Raw genomic sequence first — 20954 nt, 5'->3', positions numbered from 1 at the left:
GGCTGAAGGGGCGCCGACGAGGTTAGGTTGCTGCGGCTTCCGCGCGAGTCGCGCAGCTAGGTGTCACCTCCTTCCGTCGTGATCAGGTCGCGCCCGTCCAGAAATGCGCCGGTCAAAGCTCTCGCGATGGTCCAGAACTGCATCGTGCAGGTCCAGCACGAGACGGCGCTCAGCATCACCAACATCTCGATCGTGTTCCCGGTGGCCGTCGCGCTGCGCCCAGGCATCGACCATGGCATCCACAGCGTCATTAGCTCGCCTCGGCGATAGCAATCATAGTCACAGTAATGGCGCTGTGTCCGTACATGCCGGACATAGCCTGATCGGATCGACCGCGAGCATGTGCCGCACGTCGCCGCGCTTGGCGGAGGCTCGTGATTGACCAGCACGAAGTTCATGAGGCCACCCTCACGCGATCTTCTGCAAGGGCCTCGCAGAACAACGCGTAACATTGATAGTCGCAGTACGGCAGACGGGTCGCCATCTCGCGAAGATAGCTGCCGCTGATCGGCTCGCAGCATTGCATGCACCACGCCTGCCGGAACGGTGTCCGGTCGTTCACCAGCACGAAGGCGAATCTCACGTGGCACCTCCCAAAGCGAAGCAGTAAACGCTGTCCAACGGAGACAGTGCGGGCGGTGGAGCGCAAAGATGGCTTCGGCCGTCCGGATTATCCCTGTTTTGCTCCACCTTCTGCGGCGGGACCCGGATGTATCTTCCGTCCTCCCTCCGCCGCGCATAGATCTGGCCGTCGACGTACTTGATATCGGTTGGATAGCAATCAGCGCTGTTGCAGCAACTGAGGCTCGGGTTATCCGGCATGCGCCAGGTCGAGTAGAATTTCTCGTGCAGCGCCTGGTCCTGGGGTGGATGCCGGCGATGGACGGCACCGTTTCCGGTCTCCTGCGCCTGGATTGTCGCGGTGGAGCAGAAGAGAACGATTGAGCACAAGAGCTTGCACGAGCGGTTCAAGACATGGGCTCCCGGATCAGGCCTGCGGAATGATGTCAGCTCTCTGGTTCAGCCCCGCGCGAACTGAGCCCGAAACAACCACCGGCGGTCGCGTTCGCGGCGTGAGCGGAAGCGATCGACACACGTCTTTGAGCAGAGCGCAGTGCGCCACGCGTAGTAGCGGATCAAGCCAAATTTACCGCCACACACTGCACAGCCGTTGGCAGAAGAGCACGGTCTGGAGTCGGGCTGGTCAACCTCGGGAAGTACGGATGCATGACACATTGTTGTCTCCCTTTGTTGCTTGCGGTTGCGCTCGCCGCGACTGGCTGGTCGACACTCCCGATTGGCCGTGAGGGTAGTCAGCCGGGCACGAAGTGCTCAACTGTACGGAGGTAAATGACCGACATGACTAGGGTTGGAAGAGCTATACCTAGGTTTGTCCGTATTTGCCCGGGGCTTCCGCGCTCATTCTTATTCAACGAGACGGCGCATGATGCTCCGGCTGCACGGTCACGGTGAAGACCCCTGCTGGCGCGGCTACCTGATCTGCCTGGATAGCCGAAGCGGCGACAGGTCAATTCAAGGACGAACATCATCACGGTCATCCGGCTTTGGCCGGAATTGCTCCTCTTGCGCCAACGTGCTCTACTCGTGTTCACGCAGAGAGTGCCGGGAGCGTCTGCGATGAAACCTGGCCAGGCAGCCACGTTCGGGAAGTCAGCCGCGCAATTCCTCGTCGACTGCGTCAGGCAAGCTGTCGCCGCTAAGCCGCGTGCCGAGCCCGATGATGGCCAGCTCGAAGCGGTCAAACAATGGCAGCAGGTCTTCGAGCACAATCCGGTCATGTACTTCATGGTCGATCCGGCCGGAACCGTCATCAACGTGAACACGTTCGGCGCCGCGCAACTGGGCTACACGGCCGCAGAGTTGATCGGCCGATCGGTACTGGATGTCTTCTTCGCCGAAGACCGCGATTTTGTCCGCGCCTGTGTTGCACTGTGCCTCGAGACCGTCGATCAGTCCCACACCTGGGAGATCCGGAAGGTTCGCAGGGACGGCTCGGTACTCTGGGTGCGCGAGAACGCCAAGACCATGCTGCGGGCCGATGGCTCGCCAGTCGTGTTGGTCGCCTGCGAGAACATCACCGAGCGCAAGGAAGCGGAGAATGCTCTGCGGCAGAGCGAAGCCTATCTCGCTCAGGCGCAGGAATTGAGCCACACCGGCAGTTTCGGCTGGAAGGCCGCAACCCGCGAGATCACATGGTCCAGGGAGACGTATCGCATCTTCCAGTGCGACGAGGGTTCCAAGCCGCAGATCCCGGTCATGCTCCAGCGGATCCATCCGGAGGACCGGCTCGCCGTGCAGCGGACCACAGGTCAGGCAGCGCGCGAGGGAAAGGACTACGACCACGAATACCGGCTCGTGATGCCCGACGGCTCCATCAAGTACGTCCGAGCGGTGGCCCGGGCTACACGAGATTCTGCCGGCCACGTCGAGTTCGTGGGATCGGTGAGCGACATTACGGCGACCAAAGAGGCAGAGCGCAAGCTGCGCGAGAGCGAACAGCGCTTTCGCGATTATGCCGAAACCGCATCCGACTGGTTCTGGGAGACAGGGCCAGACCACCGCGTGACCCTGATATCGGAACACTCAGATACCACCACCCCGCCGGGCGTGATTGGGCTTACCCGTTGGGACATTGCGCCGGACGCCGATCTCGAGCCGGAAAAATGGCGACAACATCGCGCGGCACTCGACGCCCACATCCCGTTCCGCGACCTGGTGTATCGCAGCAGGGACCGCAACGGGCAGACCATCTACGTTCGGACCAGTGGCAAGCCGTTCTTCGATGCCGACGGAAACTTTCTCGGCTATCGTGGCGTCTGCACCGACGTGACTGCGGCCATCCGCGCCGACCAGGCCGAAGAGGCGCTGCGCAAGGCCCAAGCCGAGCTGGCTCATGTCACGCGCATCACGACACTGGGCGAACTGACTGCTTCGATCGCCCATGAAATCAACCAGCCGCTCGCTGCCGTGATTGCAAACGCCGACGCCTGTGTGGCGTGGCTGCAGCGCAATCCGCCTGATCTCAAGGCGGCGCGCCGCTCCGTGGAGTGGATCACCGAGGATTGCAAGCGTGCCAGCGACGTGATCCGTCACATTCGGGCGCTCGCCAAACGAACCGAAATCGAAATGGGTCCGCTCGACCCAAACTCAATCGTGCGCGAGGCCGTCGCACTCGTTCAGCGCGAGATGGCCCGCCATGCCGTGTCGGTGCGGATGGAACTGTCGTCGGCCCTGCCCAAGATCTTTGGCGATCGGATCCAACTGCAGCAGGTCCTGATCAATCTGATCATGAACGGGATCGAGGCCATGGAAGACGTCCGTGACCGTCCGCGCAAGCTGACGATCCGCTCGGCGGCGGATGGCGACGACGCGATGCTGGTGAGCGTCGCCGACTGCGGCGTCGGCATCGACGAACAGGCGATAGACCGCCTGTTCACCCCGTTCTTCACCACGAAACCCGGCGGCATAGGGATGGGGCTGCCGATCTGCCGCTCCATCATCGAGATCCACGGCGGACGACTTTCCGCCGCGCCGAACCAATCTGGCGGCGCGACGTTTCAGATCACCCTGCCCCTCTATCGAGAGGAAGCATCGTGAGCGACCGCATGGCGCCTTCGCCGCCCCAGGAGAACGGTGATCAGCCGATTGTCTACGTTGTCGACGACGACGCCTCCATGCGCCGTGCGCTGACCAACCTCTTCGAATCGGTTGGCCTCAAGGTCGAAGCGTTTGGCTCGGCGCCGCAGCTCCTCCAGGCCAAGCCACCGCAGGTGCCGAGTTGCCTGGTGCTTGACATCCGCCTGCCGGGAGTCAGCGGCCTTGAGCTGCAGTCCGATCTGGCCAAGGCCAACATCCACACGCCGATCATCTTCATTACCGGTCACGCTGACATTCCCATGACCGTTCGGGCCATGAAAGGCGGTGCGATCGATTTCCTGACCAAGCCGGTCCGCGACCAGGATATCCTGGACGCAGTCCAGGCCGCGATCGAGCGAGACCGCAAGCGGCGCGATCTCAACAAGACGGTCTCGAACGTCAGATCACGCTTCGAGTCACTCACCTCGCGCGAGCGGGACGTATTGGCTCTAGTGACGTCCGGCCTGATGAACAAGCAAGTGGCCGCCCAACTCGGATTGGCCGAAATTACCGTGAAGATCTATCGCGGCCAGATCATGCGCAAAATGGGGGCGAAGTCCCTGGCCGACCTCGTGCGAATGAGTGAGGCGCTCGGCGTTCGGCCCGGCCGGCCCGACGTACAAACCTAAGTATGAGTTTGCAATGGCGAGTGGCAGGTCCACCCTGCGTGTTTGGATTGGGCCGTCGCGACGGCAAGCGTGATCCCGGGCGAGGAGCGGACGTCTTGTCAGCGGCTTCGGTCATTTCGGTCCTTGATGATGACCCCTACGTGCGGGAGGCGATCAACAATCTCTTGCGGTCGCGCGGGTATATGGTCCACACATTCGCCTCGGCCGAAGAATTTTTGAGCTCGAGCGATTCCAAGCGCACCTCCTGCATCGTCGCCGACATGCATATGCCGTCCAAGACCGGAATCGATTTGTTGACGCAGATGCGCGCCCAGGGTTCGGCCACCCCGTTCATCTTGATCACAGGTTTCCCGGATGAGACCCTTCACATCCGGGCGCTCGAAGCCGGAGCAATCTGTTGTCTCCGTAAGCCGTTCGTCCCCGCGGACCTGATGAAATGCCTGCAGTGGGCGCTGGCAGCAGGTGACGACGTCACGGAGTGACGTTCCGCCTCACTCCACCGAGATCTTCGCCGCCCTGATGATCGGCCACCATTTCGCGATCTCGGCCTTCTGCCTGATGCCGAGTGCCTCCGGGGTGAGCTGATCCTTGGGCGTCATCTCGAGGCCCTGGCTTTCAAGCTGCTTCTTCACGGCGGGATCGTTCAACGCGTCAACGGCGGCGGCATTGAGTTTGGCGACGATCTCCTTCGGCGTGCCCTTCGGCACCCACATGCCGGACCACAGCGTCATGTTGAAGCCTTTCAATCCCGCTTCATCCGCGGTCGGGATGTCGGGCGCCGAGGCGAGGCGCTTGTCGTCGGTGACGGCGTAGGCGCGGATGGTACCGGCGCGGACCTGGTTGATGGAATTGGAGGTCTGGTCGACGATGATGTCGATCTGGCCGGCGATCAGATCGTTCAACGCCGGCGCGGTGCCGCGATACGGCACGTATTGCAGCTTGATACCGGAGACGCTTTCGAAATAGACGCCGGCGATGTGGCTGCCGGAGCCGGCGCCGGCCGTGCCGGCAGTCGGCGGCGTCGGCCGCGACTTCAGCCAGTCCAGCAGCTCCTTCAGCGATTTCGCGGGCACGGCGTTCTTGCTGACCACGATCATCGGGTTGCTCGGCAAGAGCACCACCGGTTCGAGATCGGCGACGAGGTCGTAGTTGAGCTTGTAGACGGCACCGTTTGCGACGTGGGTGCCGAGATGGCCGAAGGAGATGGTGTAGCCGTCAGGCGGCGAATGCACGGCGCGCCCCACGCCGATCGAGCCGCCGGCGCCGGTGACGTTCTCGACCACCAGCGCCTGGCCGAGCGATTGGCGCATCCGCTCGGCGAGCACCCGCGCCATCGCATCAGACGGGCCGCCGGCGGCAAAGGGAACGATGATGGTGATCGGATGCGAGGGATATTCGTCGGCGCGCGCGAGGCCGGCGAGAGCGAGAATACCGATCAGTCCGGCCCAGACGGCCTTGTTCATTGTGGTCTCCTCGACGATATCGTTCTTGTTTTTGTCTCTTCCCGCGTACGGGAAGAGCGATCGTTCGTGAAGAGACGAAATGACGCCTCAGAACTGCGAATAGTCGATCGGCTTGTGGCGATCGAGCGTGCGGGTGACCGGCGGCAGCGGATATTTCAGGCCGGTGGCGCAGTTGAACAGCATGACGCGGTCGCCCTTCGAAACGCGGCCGTCGGCAAGGCTCTCCTTGTAGGCGGCGTAGGTTGCAGCGCCCTCCGGGCAGAGCAAGAGCCCCTCCTCGCGCGCGACCTCGTTCAGCGCCGACGAGATCTTGTCGTCGTCGACCGCAATGGCAAAACCCTTGCTCTCGCGCACAGCGCGCAGAATCAGAAAATCGCCGATCGCCTGCGGCACGCGAATGCCTGAAGCGATGGTGTGGGCGTCCTCCCAGCGCGTGGCGTGCTCGGTGCCGGCCTCATAGGCCCGCACCATCGGCGCGCAGCCGGAGGCCTGCACCGCGACCATGCGCGGGCGCTTTGAACCAATGAAGCCAATCTTCTCCAGCTCGTCGAACGCCTTCCACATGCCGATCAGGCCGGTGCCGCCGCCGGTCGGATAGAAGATCACGTCGGGCACGTCCCAGCCGAGCTGCTCGGCGAGCTCCAGGCCCATCGTCTTCTTGCCTTCAATGCGGTACGGCTCCTTCAAGGTGGAGGTGTCGAACCAGCCGACTTTCGCCTTGCCCTCGCCGACGATCTTGCCGCAATCGTCGATATAGCCGTTGACGCGGTAGACGGTGGCGCCCTGCAGCTCGATCTCGCTGACATTCACCTCGGGCGTATCGGCCGGGCAGAAGATCGTGGTCTTGATGCCGCAGGACGTCGCGTAAGCCGCGAGCGCCGCGCCGGCATTGCCGTTGGTCGGCATCGCCATGTGCTTGATGCCGAGCGCCTTGCCCATCGATACCGCCATGACAAGGCCGCGCGCCTTGAACGAGCCGGTCGGCAGCCGTCCCTCGTCTTTCACGATGATTTCGCCGCCGCCGAGCTTCTTGCCGAGCTTCGGCAGCCGGATCAGCGGCGTCGTGACCTCGCCGAGCGAGACGATGTCCTGGCATTTGCGCACGGGAAGCAGCTCGCGGTAGCGCCACATGTCGCCGGGACGCTGGCTCAGCGCATCCTTGGTCAGCGCCTTCTTCACGCCGGCGAGGTCGTAGCGCACCAGCAGCGGCTTGCCGGCCTTGGAGAGATTGTGGACCTGATCGGCGGCGTAATGATCGCCCTCCATGGCGCATTCGAGATGCGTGACGAAGGTCGGGCGTTCGATGGTGAGGTTGTCGTTGTCGTGCATGGGTTCATTCCCTTTTCTTGTTCTGCTTGGTCGCTATTGAACTCGTCACCCTGAGGTGCCGGAGCGAAGCGGAGGCCTCGAAGGGCGACGAGCCCGGCTGCTGCATCTCGGCCGTTCATCCTTCGAGGCTCGCTGCGCGAGCACCTCAGGATGACGGATCGGGGACGCCGCCGTCCGCCTTCCGTCAAATATTCAACACCCGTCCATAAGCATCCAGCACGGCTTCCTTCATCATCTCCGACAGGGTCGGATGTGGGAACACCGTGTGCATCAGCTCTTCTTCCGTCGTCTCCAGGTTCATGGCGACGACATAGCCCTGGATCAATTCGGTGACCTCGGCGCCGACCATGTGGGCCCCTAACAGCTGGCCGGTCTTCTTGTCGAAGATCACCTTGACCAAGCCCTGGTCCTCGCCGAGCGCGATCGCCTTGCCGTTGCCGACGAAGGGGAAACGGCCGACGCGGATCTCGCGGCCGCTCTCCTTGGCCTTGGCTTCGGTCAGACCGACGGATGCGACCTGCGGATGGCAGTAGGTGCAGCCCGGGATCATGTTCTTGTCCATGGGATGCGGATGCAGGCCCTTGATCGCCTCGATGCAGATCACGCCCTCATGCTCGGCCTTGTGGGCGAGCATCGGGGGTCCCGCGACGTCGCCGATGGCGTAGATGCCTGGGACGTTGGTCTTGCCGTAGCCGTCGATGACGATGCAGCCGCGCTCGGTTTTCACGCCGAGCTTTTCGAGACCGAGATTCTCGATATTGCCGACGACGCCGACCGCCGAGATCACGCGCTCGAACTCCGATGTGATGGGCTTGCCCTTGCCGTCGTCGATGGTGGCGACGACGCTGTCGGCTTTCTTCTCGAGCTTCGTCACCTTGGTCGAGGACATGATCTTGATGCCCTGCTTCTCCAGCCGCTTGCGCGCAAGGCCCGCGATCTCCGCGTCCTCGACGGGGAGGATCTGCGGCAGCACCTCGACCACGGTGACGTCAGAACCCATGGTGTGGAAGAACGAGGCGAACTCGATGCCGATCGCGCCGGAGCCGACCACCAGCAGCGACTTCGGCATCCGCTCCGGCACCATCGCCTCGAAATAGGTCCAGATCAGCTTCTTGTCGGGCTCGAGGCCCGGCAGCACGCGCGGCCGCGCGCCGGTCGCGACAATGATGTGCTTGGCCTGGTAGGTCCCCTCGCCCAGCGAGCCCTTGGGACCCTCGACGTCGGACTTCTTCACGGTGATCTTGCCGGGCGCGTCGATCGAGGCGGCGCCCCAGATCACGCTGACCTTGTTCTTCTTCATCAGGAAGCCGACGCCGTCGTTCAGCCGCTTAGAGACGCCGCGCGAGCGCTGCACCACAGCCTTCGGATCGAACGAGACTTTCTCTGCCGACAGGCCATAGTCCTTGGCGTGTTGCATGTAGTGATAGATCTCGGCCGAACGCAGCAGCGCTTTGGTCGGGATGCAGCCCCAGTTCAGACAGATGCCGCCGAGATAGGATTTCTCGACGATCGCGGTCTTGAAGCCCAGCTGGGCGGCGCGGATCGCGGTGACATAGCCGCCGGGACCGGAGCCGATGATGATGATGTCGAAAGACGTGTCGGCCACTCAAACCTCCGCCTGAACCGGTAAACGTAAACGACGCGCACGCAGCGCGTATTCGATGATGCCGAGGACAGCAAGCATGGCGGCCGCGACCACGACGATGATGCGCCACAGGCCGGCCAGCCAGTCGCTGCCGGAAGGCGCAACCGCCGAGCCGACCAGCTCGATGCCGACGGGATTGAACACAAGCACGAGGCCCAGGCCGATTGTGATCCACGGCCAGAGTGTGCGCGGATCGCCACCTGTGGCAATCCGGTGCGAGCGCACCAGCATGCGCCAGAGCACCATCAAGCCGACAAGGCTCGGCAGCAGGAATTCCTGCACGATCTGCGCATCGCGATGGTCGCTCGGGAACGGATTGGTCGAGCGCGCATCAACAGCATTCATCCACACCGACCATCCGGAAAACAATAGCGTCGCCACTGCGAGCACCAGCGCGGCCAGCGTCATGTCGCGTTCGCGTCCCGACTTCTGCAGCACGAGGGCGAACACCGCGATAGCCAGCGCGATATCGACCGCAATCGCGCTCGCCACCACGCCGAACTCCTCGGTCGTGCGGTAGCTCAGCGTCAGCTGCAGCGCGATCAGCCAGGCCATGCCGAGCGCTGCACCACCTGCCGCCGCAAATGCGTGCGAGTTCGGCATCGCCACGCTCCGCGCGCTAGACCATCATCATGACGGGATTTTCGATCAGCTGCTTGAAGGCGCCGATCAGCTCCGCGCCGAGCGCGCCGTCGATGGCGCGGTGGTCGCAGGACAGCGTCACGCTCATCATGGTTGCGATCTCGATCTTGCCGCTCCGCACCACCGGCCGCTCCTCGCTGGTGCCCACCGCAAGGATCGTCGCATGCGGCGGGTTGATCACCGCCGTGAAGTCCTTGATGCCGAACATGCCGAGGTTGGAGACGGCCGTGGTGCCGCCCTGATACTCCTCCGGCTTCAGCTTGCGCGAGCGGGCACGCGCGGCAAAATCCTTCATCTCGTTGGAGATGGTCGAAAGCGTCTTGGTCTCGGCCTTGCGGATGATCGGCGTGATCAGGCCGCCCGGCATCGCCACGGCAACGCCGACGTCGGAATGATGGTGCTTGACCATGCCTGACTCGGTCCAGCTGACATTGCAGTTCGGGATCTTCTGCAGGGCGACCGCCATCGCCTTGATGACGAAGTCGTTGACCGAGATCTTGTAGAGCGGCTTCTTCTCCTTGTCCTTCGGAGCCGCGGCGTTGATCTCCTCGCGCGCGGCGAGCAGCTTGCCGATATCGCAGTCGATGGTGAGATAGAAGTGCGGGACGTTCTGGATCGACGCGGTCAAACGTTGGGCAATCGTGCGGCGCATGCCGTCATGCGGAACGATGTCGTAGGAACCCGGCTCGAACAGCGACAGGATCTGCTTGTCCGACATCGTCGGTGCGATCGACGGCGCGCCGGCGGACGGAGCCGCAGCGGGCGCCTTGAGGCCCTTGCCTGATTTGGCCTGCTCGACGTCGCGCGCAACCACGCGGCCGTGCGGACCGGTGCCCGTGACCATCGAGACGTCGATGCCGGCTTCCTTGGCGAGACGCCGCGCCAGCGGCGACGAGAACACGCGCCCGGCATGGCCATTGCCCTGCGCAGCCGGTGCAGCAGCCTGCGGCGCCGGAGCAGCGGCGGGAGCCGGTGCAGCCTTGGACGCGGCGGGCGCGGGAGCCGGCGCAGCGGCAGGGGCTTCGGCAGCCTTCGGCGGCGCGGCGGAAGCGCTGGGCTTGGCGCTACCCGCGGCCTTCACGTCCTCGCCTTCGCCGGCGAGCACCGCGATCACGTCGTTGACCGGCACGTCCTGGGTGCCCTCGGGCACCAGGATCTTGGCGATCGTGCCCTCGTCGATGGCTTCGACCTCCATGGTCGCCTTGTCGGTCTCGATCTCGGCGATGACGTCGCCTGACTTGACCTTGTCGCCTTCCTTCTTCAGCCACTTGGCGAGGTTGCCCTTCTCCATCGTCGGCGAAAGAGCTGGCATCAGGATGTTGATGGGCATGCTGACCTCACGAAGAACTTCTCAAAACGTCGTCTCCGAAAGTGAAGACGAACAGACCAGGTTTAGTTGCCGATGTCGCCTTGCCAGAGGCGCTCATTGGCAGGGATGGAGCGCCAATTCTTCATCATGGTGATGGAGCGGTCGTCGGCCAGGTCGATCCAGGGAATCCCGAACTTGTCGAGAATGTCCTTGGAGCCCTCGAAGGTGACGGATTCCCCGATCACCACGAGCTTGACCTTGAACAGACCGAGCGCGCCGGCACACATCGAGCATGGCGACAGCGTGGTGTACATGACCGTGTCATGGAACGAGATCGCGCCGGCCTCGCGCAGGCAGCTCATCTCGCCATGCAGGATCGGATTGTTCTCCTGCACGCGGTTGTTGTGGCCGCGGGCGATGATCTTGTTGTCGCGCGTCAGCACTGCGCCGATCGGCAGACCACCTTGCGCGATCGAGGCTTCCGCTTCGCGGATCGCCTCCAGCATGAAATCGTAATGATAGGATTCGATCGTCACGGTCAGTGTCCCTTTCCCCGCGGCGTCGTCGTGCCAGTGTCGGTCGGACGCTCGATCTCGGCCTGGAACATGTCGAGGATCCGGTTCAGCGCGTCCTCCTCGGTATATTCGCTCTCGCGCGCATAAGCGCGCGCGGCGTGGCGGGCGAGATCGACCAGCAGCAGGCCCCACATGTCGGGCTCCTCGAAGGCGCGCTGGAACGCCATCGACAGCCCGCCATCCAGCACGAACACGCGCAGAATCTCGACCGCGTCATCGCGGGTCATGACGTCCGGCGGCAGTGGCTGCTCCTTCGGGCCCGCCATGGTCTACCTGTAGCAGACGGCTTTGGCGGCCTCGACGACCTCAGCCGCCGACGGCAGCGCAAGCTTCTCCAGATTCGCGGCATAGGGCATCGGCACGTCCTTGCCGGCGACGCGCGCGACCGGCGCGTCAAGATAGTCGAAGGCGTTCTCCATGATGCGCGCGGCGATCTCGGCGCCGACGCCGCTCTGGGCCCAGCCCTCTTCCACCGTCACGGCGCGACCGGTCTTCTTGACCGAGTTGATGATGGTCTCGGTGTCCATCGGACGCAGCGTGCGCAGGTCGATCACCTCGGCATCGATGCCCTCCTTGGCGAGTTCGTCGGCGGCCTTCAGCGCATAGGTCATGCCGTTCGACCAGGAGATGATGCTCACATGGCTGCCCGAACGCACGATGCGCGCCTTTCCGATCGGCACGATGAAGTCGTCGAGCTTCGGCACTTCGCCGGTGTGGCCGTAGAGCACCTCGTTCTCGAGGAAGATCACCGGATTGGGATCGCGGATCGCGGCCTTGAGCAGGCCCTTGTAGTCGGCGGCCGAGTACGGCGCGATGACCTTGAGACCCGGAACGTTCGAGTACCAGGCCGAATAGTCCTGGCTGTGCTGGGCGGCGACGCGCGCGGCGGCGCCGTTGGGTCCGCGGAACACGATCGAGCAGCCCATCTGGCCGCCGGACATGTAGAGCGTCTTGGCCGCGGAGTTGATGATCTGGTCGATCGCCTGCATGGCGAAGTTGAAGGTCATGAACTCGACGACCGGCTTCAACCCGGTCATGGCGGCGCCGACGCCGACGCCGGCAAAACCATGCTCGGTGATCGGGGTGTCGATCACGCGCCGCGCGCCGAACTCCTGCAGCAGGCCCTGCGTGACCTTGTAGGCACCCTGATATTCGGCGACCTCTTCGCCCATCACGAAGACATCAGGATCGCGGCGCATCTCTTCAGCCATGGCGTCGCGCAGCGCTTCGCGGATGGTCTGGGTGATCATCTCGGTGCCGGCGGGCACCTCAGGATCGGGTTCGGCGACGGCCTGCGGCGCAGGTGCAGCCTTCGGCGCGGGCGCTTCAGCCTTGGCAGCGGCGGGCGGCGCGGACTCCGCGGCCTTCGCCGCCGGTGCAGGCGCCTTCGCCAGATCGGCGGCGCTCTCGCCATCGGCGAGAATGGTCGCGATCGGCGTGTTCACGGCAACGTCAGCGGTGCCCTCGGGAATCAGGATCTTGCCGAGCGTACCCTCATCGGTCGCCTCGACCTCCATGGTGGCCTTGTCGGTCTCGATCTCGGCGATGACGTCGCCGGACTTGATCGTCTCGCCCTCTTTTTTCAGCCATTTGGCGAGGTTGCCCTTTTCCATCGTGGGCGACAACGCGGGCATCAGCACTTGAATTGGCATATCGACTCCAAAGAAAGCTTGCGCGCGTTTAGCGGTAAACGTCGGTCCAGAGCTCGGCGGCATCCGGCTCGGGATCATGCTGGGCAAAGTCGGCGGAGGCGTTGACGATGTCACGCACCTCGGCATCGATCGCCTTGAGATCGGCCTCGCTGACCTTGGCCGCCAGCAGGCGGTTACGCACCTGCTCGATCGGATCCTGATCGTGACGGACCTTCTCGACCTCCTCGCGCGTGCGGTACTTCGCCGGGTCGGACATCGAGTGGCCGCGATAGCGGTAGGTCTGCATCTCAAGGATGTAGGGGCCCTTGCCGGCGCGGCACCAGGCCGCCGCCTCCTCGCCCGCGGCCTTGACGGCGCGGACGTCCATGCCGTCGACCTGCTTGCCCGGGATGTTGAAGGACACGCCGCGCTTGGAAAAATCCTGCTGCGCCGAGGCGCGCGAGACCGAAGTGCCCATGGCGTAGCGGTTGTTCTCGATGACGTAGATCACCGGCAATTTCCAGAGCTCCGCCATGTTGAAGCTCTCATAGACCTGGCCCTGGTTGGCCGCACCGTCGCCGAAATAGGTGACGCTGACATTGCCGTTGCTGCGGTAATTGTTGGCGAAGGCAAGACCGGTGCCGAGCGAAACCTGCGCACCGACGATGCCATGGCCGCCGTAGAAGTGCTTCTCCTTGCTGAACATGTGCATGGAGCCGCCCTTGCCCTTGGAATAGCCGCCGCGGCGTCCCGTGAGCTCGGCCATCACGCCGTTGGCATCCATGCCGGTGGCAAGCATATGGCCATGGTCGCGATAGCCGGTGATGACCTGATCGCCCTCCTTCAGGGCCATCTGCATACCAACTACCACGGCCTCCTGGCCGATATAGAGATGGCAGAAGCCGCCAATCGCACCCATGCCGTAGAGCTGGCCGGCCTTTTCCTCGAACCGCCGGATCAGGAGCATGTCGCGGAGCGCCTTCAGCTCCTGCTCCCTGGTGAATTCCGGGGGCGAACCGCCGTTGGTTTTATCGTGCTCAGCGCTTGCGGCGGCTTTCTTGGGTGCGGCCATGGGAATTCCGGGTCAGAGAAATCTAGGTCCTCTCTAACCTAACTCAATCGGGTGTGAAAGCACCGCAGCGGCATAGGACGACTTTCATTATGCCGCACTGCAGCGTGGCCGAAATTTTGCAAAACTTTTGGCGCTGGATCAGGCAACATTAGCTCCGCGCCTGCGAGAGCTCTGCACGCAAGCGCGGCGACGACATCGGACACGCATATCTCGGGTGCCGAGCCCCGCTGCGTGTCCGATTCGAACCGCCGGACCTACCAGCCCAGTTCGCGCAAATACGCAGCGCGGGCGGCAACGCCGGTGTGCGTGAAGTCGGTGAAGACTCCGTCGACGCCAAGCCGGAAAAATTTGAGATATTCCTGGGCTGGATCGGCGTGATAGTCGGCCGCAAGATATTTCTTCTCGTTACGGAACGTGAAGACGTGGACGAACAGGCCGAGCTTGTGCGCATCGGCAATCAGGCTGGTCGCCTTCTGGGTCGAAGCCTCCGGTGTCGATCCCTTGTAGGGCGTGCCGTCGGCATTGGTGTCCTTCCACAAGGCGACCTTCAGCGGAACGATATAGGGCTTCCACGGACCGATGCCGTCGGCATAGGTCTTGATTTCGGCGAGTCCCTCAGGCGTCAGCATCGCATCATACAAGCGTGCATCGCCCGCCACCGTCCAATCGAACGGACGTGAGTTGGTGATGTTGTCGAGCAGCACCTTGCCGGTCTTGAAGTCGATGCCGTTGCCGTCGATGAGCTGCACCTGCCGGGTCTGAAGGCCGTGGCTGCGCATATATTTCAGGCTGCCGGGCTCGAAGCTCTGAACCAGGATGGGCGCGTCCCTGGTGTTGAGGCCGTTGTCGTTGATGATTTTGATCAAGGCGTCTTCCAACGGATGGCTGCCCGGCGCGCCGCAGCCGTTTGCGATCGCCTGGGCATTGTTCCAGGTCGGATTCTTGGTTTCCGGATAGACCAGGATGGGACGCCCCGTCTCCTTGCTCTTGGCCTTGGCGATATCGAGGATGTCCTGGAAGCTGATGACGGGGAATTTGCCGTTGAACATCTTCGGCCGCTCATTCGCCGCATCATAGGTGGTGCCGCCGATCCACTGCTTCAGCTCGGCCATGGTGAAGTCGGTGAGCGACCAATCATTGGTGTGATCCTCACCGTCGACGATCAATGACTTCAGCACCGATTTGGGATCGGAGGGATCGGTGAGATCCGTGAGATAGTCGGCCGGCGTGCCGGCGGCGGCCGGCGCCTTGACGCGCACACCTGATACTGTGCGCTTGCGGGCTGCGACCGCTGCGTTGGTCTTCGCCACGTCGGCCACATTGGTGTTGTCGGCCAGCCAGGGGTTGTGACGCGCGACCAGGACGCAGTCCTTGGTGAGGTGCAGATCCTCTTCGAGCGCGTCGGTTCCGAGCGCGGCCGCGAGCTCGTAGGAGGCCTCGGTCTCTTCGGGCACCAGCCCCGGCACGCCGCGATGTCCGAGGATCAGCGGCGCCTTTCCATCGACGGTCAGAAACGGCTTGGCACCCGATGGCGCAGACTGGGCCACCGCCACCGACGGCACCAGCAACGCCAGGGCCGCGCCGAGCAGCATCGCTCTGACATGCATCTTCCGCCGCACGAGATTGTTCGTCATGGCCGCGCCTCCCTCTGTGCCTCGCATCGCGTCGTCGCGATCGGGCTCGTCTTGTCTCAATAATCTGACAGACGGATGACGGCGGGTCGGGCGGTCACGGATGTGCACAGGCGGCGTCGACATGACGCCGCCTGCGCTGGTTCGATCAGAAGAAGCCGAGCTTCTTCGGGCTGTAGCTGACCAGGAGGTTCTTGGTCTGCTGATAGTGATCGAGCATCATCTTGTGGGTCTCACGGCCGACGCCCGACTGCTTGTAGCCGCCGAAGGCGGCATGGGCGGGATAGGCATGGTAGCAATTGGTCCAGACCCGGCCGGCCTGGATCGCCCGGCCGAAGCGGTAGCAGCGGTTGGCGTCGCGGCTCCAGACGCCGGCCCCGAGGCCATAGAGCGTGTCGTTGGCGATCGCGAGTGCCTCGTCGTCGGTCTTGAAGGTCGTGACCGAGACCACGGGGCCAAAAATCTCTTCCTGGAAGATCCGCATCTTGTTGTGGCCTTCGAACACCGTCGGCTGGACGTAGAAGCCACCCGAGAGGTCGCCGCCGAGATCGGCGCGTCCGCCGCCGGCCAGGACCTTCGCGCCCTCCTGCTTGCCGATGTCGATATAGGACAGGATCTTTGTGAGCTGCTCGCTGGAGGCCTGCGCGCCGATCATGGTGTCGGCCGCACGCGGATCGCCCTGCTTGATGGCGGCGACGCGCTTCAGCGCCCGCTCCATGAAGCGATCGTAGATGTCGGCGTGGACCAGCGCCCGGCTCGGACAGGTGCAGACCTCGCCCTGGTTCAGCGCGAACATGACAAAGCCTTCGATCGCCTTGTCGAAGAAATCGTCGTCTTCAGCGGTGACGTCCTTGAAGAAGATGTTCGGCGATTTGCCGCCGAGCTCCAGCGTCACGGGGATCAGGTTCTGGCTGGCATATTGCATGATCAGCCGGCCGGTCGTGGTCTCGCCGGTGAAGGCGATTTTTGCGATCCGCGGGCTGGAGGCGAGCGGCTTGCCGGCCTCCAGGCCAAAGCCGTTGACGATGTTGAGGACACCCGGCGGCAGGAGGTCGCCGATGATCTCGGCCCACACCATGATCGAGGCCGGCGTCTGCTCGGCGGGCTTGAGCACCACGCAATTGCCCGCGGCAAGCGCCGGCGCGAGCTTCCAGCACGCCATCAGGAGGGGGAAGTTCCAGGGGATGATCTGGCCGACGACCCCGAGCGGCTCGTGGAAATGATAGGCGATCGTGTCGTGGTCGATCTCGCCGATCGAGCCTTCCTGGGCGCGGACGACGCCGGCGAAATAGCGGAAATGATCGATGGCGAGCGGCAGGTCGGCGGCCCGGGTCTCGCGGATCGGCTTGCCGTTGTCCCAGGTCTCGGCCACCGCGAGGCGCTCGAGATTCTCCTCCATGCGGTCGGCAATCTTGTTGAGGATCGCAGCGCGCTCGGCGACGCTGGTGCGTCCCCAGGCAGCCTTGGCGGCATGGGCCGCATCGAGGGCCGCTTCGACGTCCTGCGCGTCGGAGCGCGCGATCTTGCAGACGACCTTGCCGGTCACCGGCGAGGCGTTGTCGAAATATTTGTCCGAGATCGGCGCCACGAACTTGCCGCCGATGAAATTGTCGTAGCGTTCGGCGAACGGATTTTGGGTGACGCCGAGGAATTCAACCTTGTTCATTGATCACTCCCGATGTTGATGTTTGCGCTCATCGTCGTGTGTTCACGACTTGCGCCAACGATCTCGCGGGAGGTGCTTTCTGTCAGCCCGGGTGGATGCGAAGGTGGAGCGGACCTGTCGCAGAACTGCGACAGTCAGTGCTTCAGCTCGAACCGCTTCAGCTTCCGGTGCAGCGTGGCGCGGCTGACGCCGAGGGCCTTGGCGGCGGCCGACACGTTGCCGCCGGCGCGGAGCAGCGCCCGCTGCAGCACCGCGCGCTGGCCGCCGGCGAGATGGTCCTGTGCGGGCTCGCCGCCGAGCAGGTCTGCCGCGGGAACCGGCCGCAGCGCCCTGCCCGGCGCGATCCCGAGTCCGGCCCGGGCGGTGCGGGTCGCGCCGATCACGAGATCGTCCGCGTCAACCGCGACGAGTCCGATCGACTGGCCGTCCGGTCCTTGTGTCAGCACGATGCGGGCATGGGCGAAGGCGCGGCGAAACAAATCAGCCTCGATGCGCCTCGCCGCCTCGGCCGCAGCCAGCGCGATCAGGCTGGAGAACGCGTCGGTGCGGTCGGCACGGCAGGAGGAGACGTCGAGCACGCCGGCAAAGGCCGCCTCGTGATCGTAGATCGGAACGGCGGTGCAACTGAGCAGCGTGTTGCGGGTGAAGAAGTGTTGGTCGCGATCGATCGTCAGAGGCCGCTGCTCGACGACACAGGTGCCGATACCATTGGTGCCCTCGTGCTCCTCGCTCCAGAGCGCGCCGGTCCACAGGCCCCAGGATTGGAATGTTGCATCATCCGCCGGCGTGCCACGGCGGTCGACCGGCACACCGTCGCCATCGGCGAGCAGCACGCAACAGCCGGCCGCACCAACTGCCTGATAGAGCCGGTCCATGGCGCCTTGCGCCGCGGCGAGCAGCGGCGCGATGCGCTCGCGGGCCTGTCGCAGCTCGACATCGCTCAGCCGCAGTGGCGCGCTGCGGCCGGAAGGGTCGAGATGATGCAGACGGGACGAGCGGCGCCACGAGGCCACGAGCGCGGACCGAGCCGCCTGGCCTGATGCAATGGCGGCTTCGACACGAGCCGCGTGATGCCGGGGCATTGACCCATCCATCACCGTTTCCTCCGGAAAGCAGTCTAGGCGGCGCCTCGCGAGTCCGATTGATCTCCGTCAATCCGTGGCGGCATCGCGCGCGGACAAGCAATGCCTCTCTCGCCGCGGCGGCGTCAAGACTGCGGTCCTACGACCTTCGGAATAGTCGGCGGCGGCTTTCGCGTCAGTTTCGGATACGGCGGAATGCGCTAGTTCTGCGGGATCATCCGAACCAGGTCGTGCGGATTGACATAGTCGAGCTGGAACCGGGCCCGCTCGTCCAGCATGTCAGGGTCGATCTTCTCGGTGCGCAGCAGCGACACGCGCTGCTCGCTGCGGGCGCGCTCGCGCTTGAGCTGGGCCAGCTCGCTGGTCAGCGCGATGATCTCCTGGTCGAGCTCCTGGCGGGCGTTGAGGCCGTATTTGCCGGTATAGGCGTTGACGCCGAAATAGCCGACGATGGCCGCCGCCATCGCATAGAGGGCAAGGCCGGTCAGGATCGATTTGAGGCGGGCACGGGAGACCATGATGGCAAGATGGGCCAGCTTGGTTAAGGGAGTCTTGACGCCCCGTCCCGGTCGTTGTCATTCCGGGGCGCGCGTCGCGCGAACCCGGAATCCATCAGGCCACAGCCTCCGTCGGGAAATGGATTCCGGGCTCGATGCTTCGCATCGCCCCGGAATGACGGAATGAGCGGCTTACCCGTGATGCTTGGCGACGTGCGCGGCAAACGCGTCGACGTAGGCCTGGAGCACGCCCTTCAGCGAGTCCTTGGTCAGGTTGCCCTCGGCATCGAAGGCGTCGCCGACCCCGTTCAGATAGGTCTCGGGCTGCTGCATGATCGGGCCGGCGATGCCCGGCAGGATGTTCTGCAGCGTCTTGGCGGCGCTGACGCCACCCAGCGGGCCCGGCGAGTTGGAGATGATGCCGACCGGCTTGCCGTTGAACGAGCTCTTGCCGTAGGGGCGCGAGGCGACGTCGATGGCGTTCTTCAGCACGCCCGGGATGGCGCGGTTGTATTCCGGCGTGACGAAGATGACACCGTCGGACTTCTGCAGCTTCTCGCGGAAGGCCAGCCAGTCGGCCGGCGGCGCGCCTTCGAGGTCCTGGTTGAAGAACGAAATGCCCGCGGGGGTGATCACCTCGAGCTTGAGGGAGCTAGGCGCGACCTTGGCGAGCGCGTTGGCGATCTTGAGCGAGAAGCTGTCCTTGCGCAGGCTGCCGGCGATCACGACGATGTTGTAGGCCATCAGATTATCCTTGGCTTGTCTTTGAAACCTTGAAGGGGAAGTGCCGTCGGCACTTAAGCGATCCGGAGCAAAGGATGCAAGTGCATGAACCGGGCTGGTTTGGAAACGCTGGGTTTCCGAGAAGCAGACGGTCGCCGAAAACCACCGGACCGCCAAGCGGCGGCCCGATCTTTCGTGCAAATCTGCAAAATGGGATCAGATGGTGATCTGCCGTCCCAAATCGCGATTACTTATTTGGGTTGATGAGGAATTTTTCGCCGGTGGCGCGTTTGGCGTACACCGCGATGTTGGCGGGATCGAGCGTCTCCTGCAGCGACACCACCTTGGTGTAGTGGCTGGCAAAGGTCGTCTTCAATTCACTCACGACGCGCTGGCGCAGCCGTCCCACATCGGCAGGTCCGATCTTCTGCAGGAACGGGGTGAGCAGCCAGCCGCCGACGCCCCAGGCCATGCCGAACCCGCGCGGCAGTTCGATCGGACGAACGTCGAGCCCGCCGTAGACATAGACCTGCTTGTGCACGCTGGAGCCGTAGCGGCTGTATTCCTTCGCGGTCTTGTTGATCGCGATTTCCATGCAGTTGAGAATGTCGCCGGCAAGCCTGCCGCCGCCGATCGCGTCGAACGCGATGGTGGCACCGGTCTCGACCAGTGCATTGGTGAGGTCGTCGAGGAAGCTTGGCACGCTGGAATCGACCACATATTTGGCGCCGATCTTGTGCAGGATCTCCGCCTGCTCCTTGCTGCGCACGATGTTGACCAGCGGAATGCCGTCCTTGATGCAGATCTTGTTCAGCATCTGCCCGAGATTGGAGGCGGCCGCGGTGTGCACCAGCGCCTTGTGGCCCTCGCGCCGCATCGTCTCGGTCATGCCGAGCGCGGTGAGCGGGTTGACGAACCAGGAGGCGCCCTCCGCCGCACTGGTGCCCTCGGGTAGCACCTGGCAGTCTCTCGCCTTCAAGGTGCGGTACTGCGCGTACATGGCCCCGCCAATCATCGCGACGGTCTTGCCCATCAGCGCCTTCGCGGCCTCCGACGAGCCGGTCTTGATGACGACGCCGGCGCCCTCATTGCCGACAGGCAGCGACTGATCGATCCGCGCCCCCATCGCCCGCATCGCTCCGTCAGGCACCTTCGCGGTGATGATGGGCGCTTCTTTCGTGCCGGACGCCTTGGCCGTGCTCATGTCGGCAGCGCCAACGAGCAGGCCGAGGTCGGACGGGTTGATCGGCGCCGCCTCGATGCGGACGACGACCTCGTCGTCCGCGGGCTCGGGGGTCGGCACCTCCAGAAGCGAGATTTCCAGCTCACCGCTGCTCTTGATCAGCGAACGCAGTTGCAGTCCGGTCTTGCCGTCGCTCATGTCGATCCTCCCCTGTCCTCGT

21 protein-coding genes are annotated in these 20954 nt (G+C 63.9%); 4 read left to right on the top strand and 17 right to left on the bottom strand.

The annotated features are described in order from the left end of the window. Window positions 1–56: 56 nt before the first annotated feature. The gene (locus XH80_RS26755) at window positions 57–251 is read right to left on the bottom strand and encodes a hypothetical protein (protein ID WP_271601152.1); all 195 of its coding nucleotides are present in this window, start codon (window positions 249–251) and stop codon (window positions 57–59) included. 143 nt (window positions 252–394) lie between these two features. Beyond that, window positions 395–583, bottom strand: a complete 189-nt coding sequence (locus XH80_RS26750) for a hypothetical protein (protein WP_057755864.1) — start codon at window positions 581–583, stop codon at window positions 395–397. 68 nt (window positions 584–651) lie between these two features. Here XH80_RS26750 and XH80_RS26745 point away from each other — a divergent pair, with 68 nt between their 5' ends. From XH80_RS26745 to XH80_RS26730, 4 genes are all read left to right on the top strand, one after another. Continuing rightward, a complete protein-coding gene (locus XH80_RS26745) occupies window positions 652–945 on the top strand; it encodes a hypothetical protein (RefSeq protein ID WP_271601151.1) in 294 nt (97 codons plus the stop codon). A 693-nt stretch (window positions 946–1638) separates the two neighbouring features. After that, on the top strand, window positions 1639–3618 hold the full coding sequence (locus XH80_RS26740; protein WP_271601150.1) for a PAS domain S-box protein: 1980 nt from the start codon (window positions 1639–1641) through the stop codon (window positions 3616–3618). Window positions 3619–3626: 8 nt separating this feature from the next. Further along, window positions 3627–4286 carry a response regulator transcription factor gene (locus XH80_RS26735; protein WP_271601316.1) on the top strand — a complete coding sequence of 220 codons (660 nt, stop codon included), beginning with the start codon at window positions 3627–3629 and terminating at the stop codon, window positions 4284–4286. A 95-nt stretch (window positions 4287–4381) separates the two neighbouring features. Then, window positions 4382–4768 (top strand): response regulator transcription factor, encoded by a 387-nt coding sequence (locus XH80_RS26730; RefSeq protein WP_271601149.1) that lies wholly within the window; start codon window positions 4382–4384, stop codon window positions 4766–4768. Between the two features lie 9 nt (window positions 4769–4777). Here the strand turns inward: XH80_RS26730 and XH80_RS26725 are convergent, their stop codons facing one another. The 15 genes from XH80_RS26725 to XH80_RS26655 form a co-directional block, all read right to left on the bottom strand. Beyond that, window positions 4778–5749, bottom strand: coding sequence for a tripartite tricarboxylate transporter substrate binding protein BugD (locus XH80_RS26725; protein ID WP_271601148.1), 972 nt, complete (start codon window positions 5747–5749; stop codon window positions 4778–4780). A gap of 87 nt (window positions 5750–5836) precedes the next feature. Continuing rightward, window positions 5837–7078 (bottom strand): threonine synthase, encoded by a 1242-nt coding sequence (locus XH80_RS26720; RefSeq protein ID WP_271601147.1) that lies wholly within the window; start codon window positions 7076–7078, stop codon window positions 5837–5839. A gap of 184 nt (window positions 7079–7262) precedes the next feature. Continuing rightward, window positions 7263–8684: a dihydrolipoyl dehydrogenase gene (gene lpdA, locus XH80_RS26715; RefSeq protein WP_271601146.1), complete on the bottom strand. Its 1422-nt coding sequence runs from the start codon at window positions 8682–8684 to the stop codon at window positions 7263–7265. Further along, window positions 8685–9326 (bottom strand): hypothetical protein, encoded by a 642-nt coding sequence (locus tag XH80_RS26710; RefSeq protein WP_271601145.1) that lies wholly within the window; start codon window positions 9324–9326, stop codon window positions 8685–8687. A gap of 16 nt (window positions 9327–9342) precedes the next feature. Beyond that, a complete protein-coding gene (locus XH80_RS26705) occupies window positions 9343–10695 on the bottom strand; it encodes a pyruvate dehydrogenase complex dihydrolipoamide acetyltransferase (protein WP_271601144.1) in 1353 nt (450 codons plus the stop codon). A gap of 62 nt (window positions 10696–10757) precedes the next feature. Continuing rightward, window positions 10758–11210, bottom strand: a complete 453-nt coding sequence (locus XH80_RS26700; protein WP_057755887.1) for a nucleoside deaminase — start codon at window positions 11208–11210, stop codon at window positions 10758–10760. Window positions 11211–11212: 2 nt separating this feature from the next. Next, on the bottom strand, window positions 11213–11515 hold the full coding sequence (locus XH80_RS26695; protein ID WP_008547332.1) for a DUF5076 domain-containing protein: 303 nt from the start codon (window positions 11513–11515) through the stop codon (window positions 11213–11215). Between the two features lie 3 nt (window positions 11516–11518). Next, a complete protein-coding gene (locus XH80_RS26690; protein ID WP_271601143.1) occupies window positions 11519–12901 on the bottom strand; it encodes a pyruvate dehydrogenase complex E1 component subunit beta in 1383 nt (460 codons plus the stop codon). Window positions 12902–12929: 28 nt separating this feature from the next. Beyond that, on the bottom strand, window positions 12930–13952 hold the full coding sequence (pdhA, locus tag XH80_RS26685) for a pyruvate dehydrogenase (acetyl-transferring) E1 component subunit alpha (protein WP_057755893.1): 1023 nt from the start codon (window positions 13950–13952) through the stop codon (window positions 12930–12932). Between the two features lie 254 nt (window positions 13953–14206). Then, on the bottom strand, window positions 14207–15586 hold the full coding sequence (locus XH80_RS26680) for a glycerophosphodiester phosphodiesterase family protein (RefSeq protein ID WP_271601142.1): 1380 nt from the start codon (window positions 15584–15586) through the stop codon (window positions 14207–14209). A gap of 145 nt (window positions 15587–15731) precedes the next feature. Further along, window positions 15732–17249, bottom strand: coding sequence for an aldehyde dehydrogenase (gene adh / locus XH80_RS26675; protein ID WP_271601141.1), 1518 nt, complete (start codon window positions 17247–17249; stop codon window positions 15732–15734). A gap of 134 nt (window positions 17250–17383) precedes the next feature. Continuing rightward, the gene (locus XH80_RS26670; protein WP_271601140.1) at window positions 17384–18343 is read right to left on the bottom strand and encodes a helix-turn-helix domain-containing protein; all 960 of its coding nucleotides are present in this window, start codon (window positions 18341–18343) and stop codon (window positions 17384–17386) included. 188 nt (window positions 18344–18531) lie between these two features. Then, window positions 18532–18849, bottom strand: a complete 318-nt coding sequence (locus XH80_RS26665) for an FtsB family cell division protein (RefSeq protein WP_027529774.1) — start codon at window positions 18847–18849, stop codon at window positions 18532–18534. Between the two features lie 171 nt (window positions 18850–19020). Then, window positions 19021–19572 (bottom strand): NADPH-dependent FMN reductase, encoded by a 552-nt coding sequence (locus XH80_RS26660; protein ID WP_271601139.1) that lies wholly within the window; start codon window positions 19570–19572, stop codon window positions 19021–19023. A 226-nt stretch (window positions 19573–19798) separates the two neighbouring features. Next, on the bottom strand, window positions 19799–20932 hold the full coding sequence (locus tag XH80_RS26655; RefSeq protein ID WP_271601138.1) for a zinc-binding dehydrogenase: 1134 nt from the start codon (window positions 20930–20932) through the stop codon (window positions 19799–19801). Between the last annotated feature and the right edge of the window lie 22 nt (window positions 20933–20954).

Origin of the sequence: Bradyrhizobium sp. CCBAU 45384, from assembly GCF_028128665.1 — a bacterium.
In the GTDB taxonomy this organism is placed as follows: domain Bacteria; phylum Pseudomonadota; class Alphaproteobacteria; order Rhizobiales; family Xanthobacteraceae; genus Bradyrhizobium; species Bradyrhizobium manausense.
This window is presented reverse-complemented; position numbering and strand designations above follow the sequence as displayed.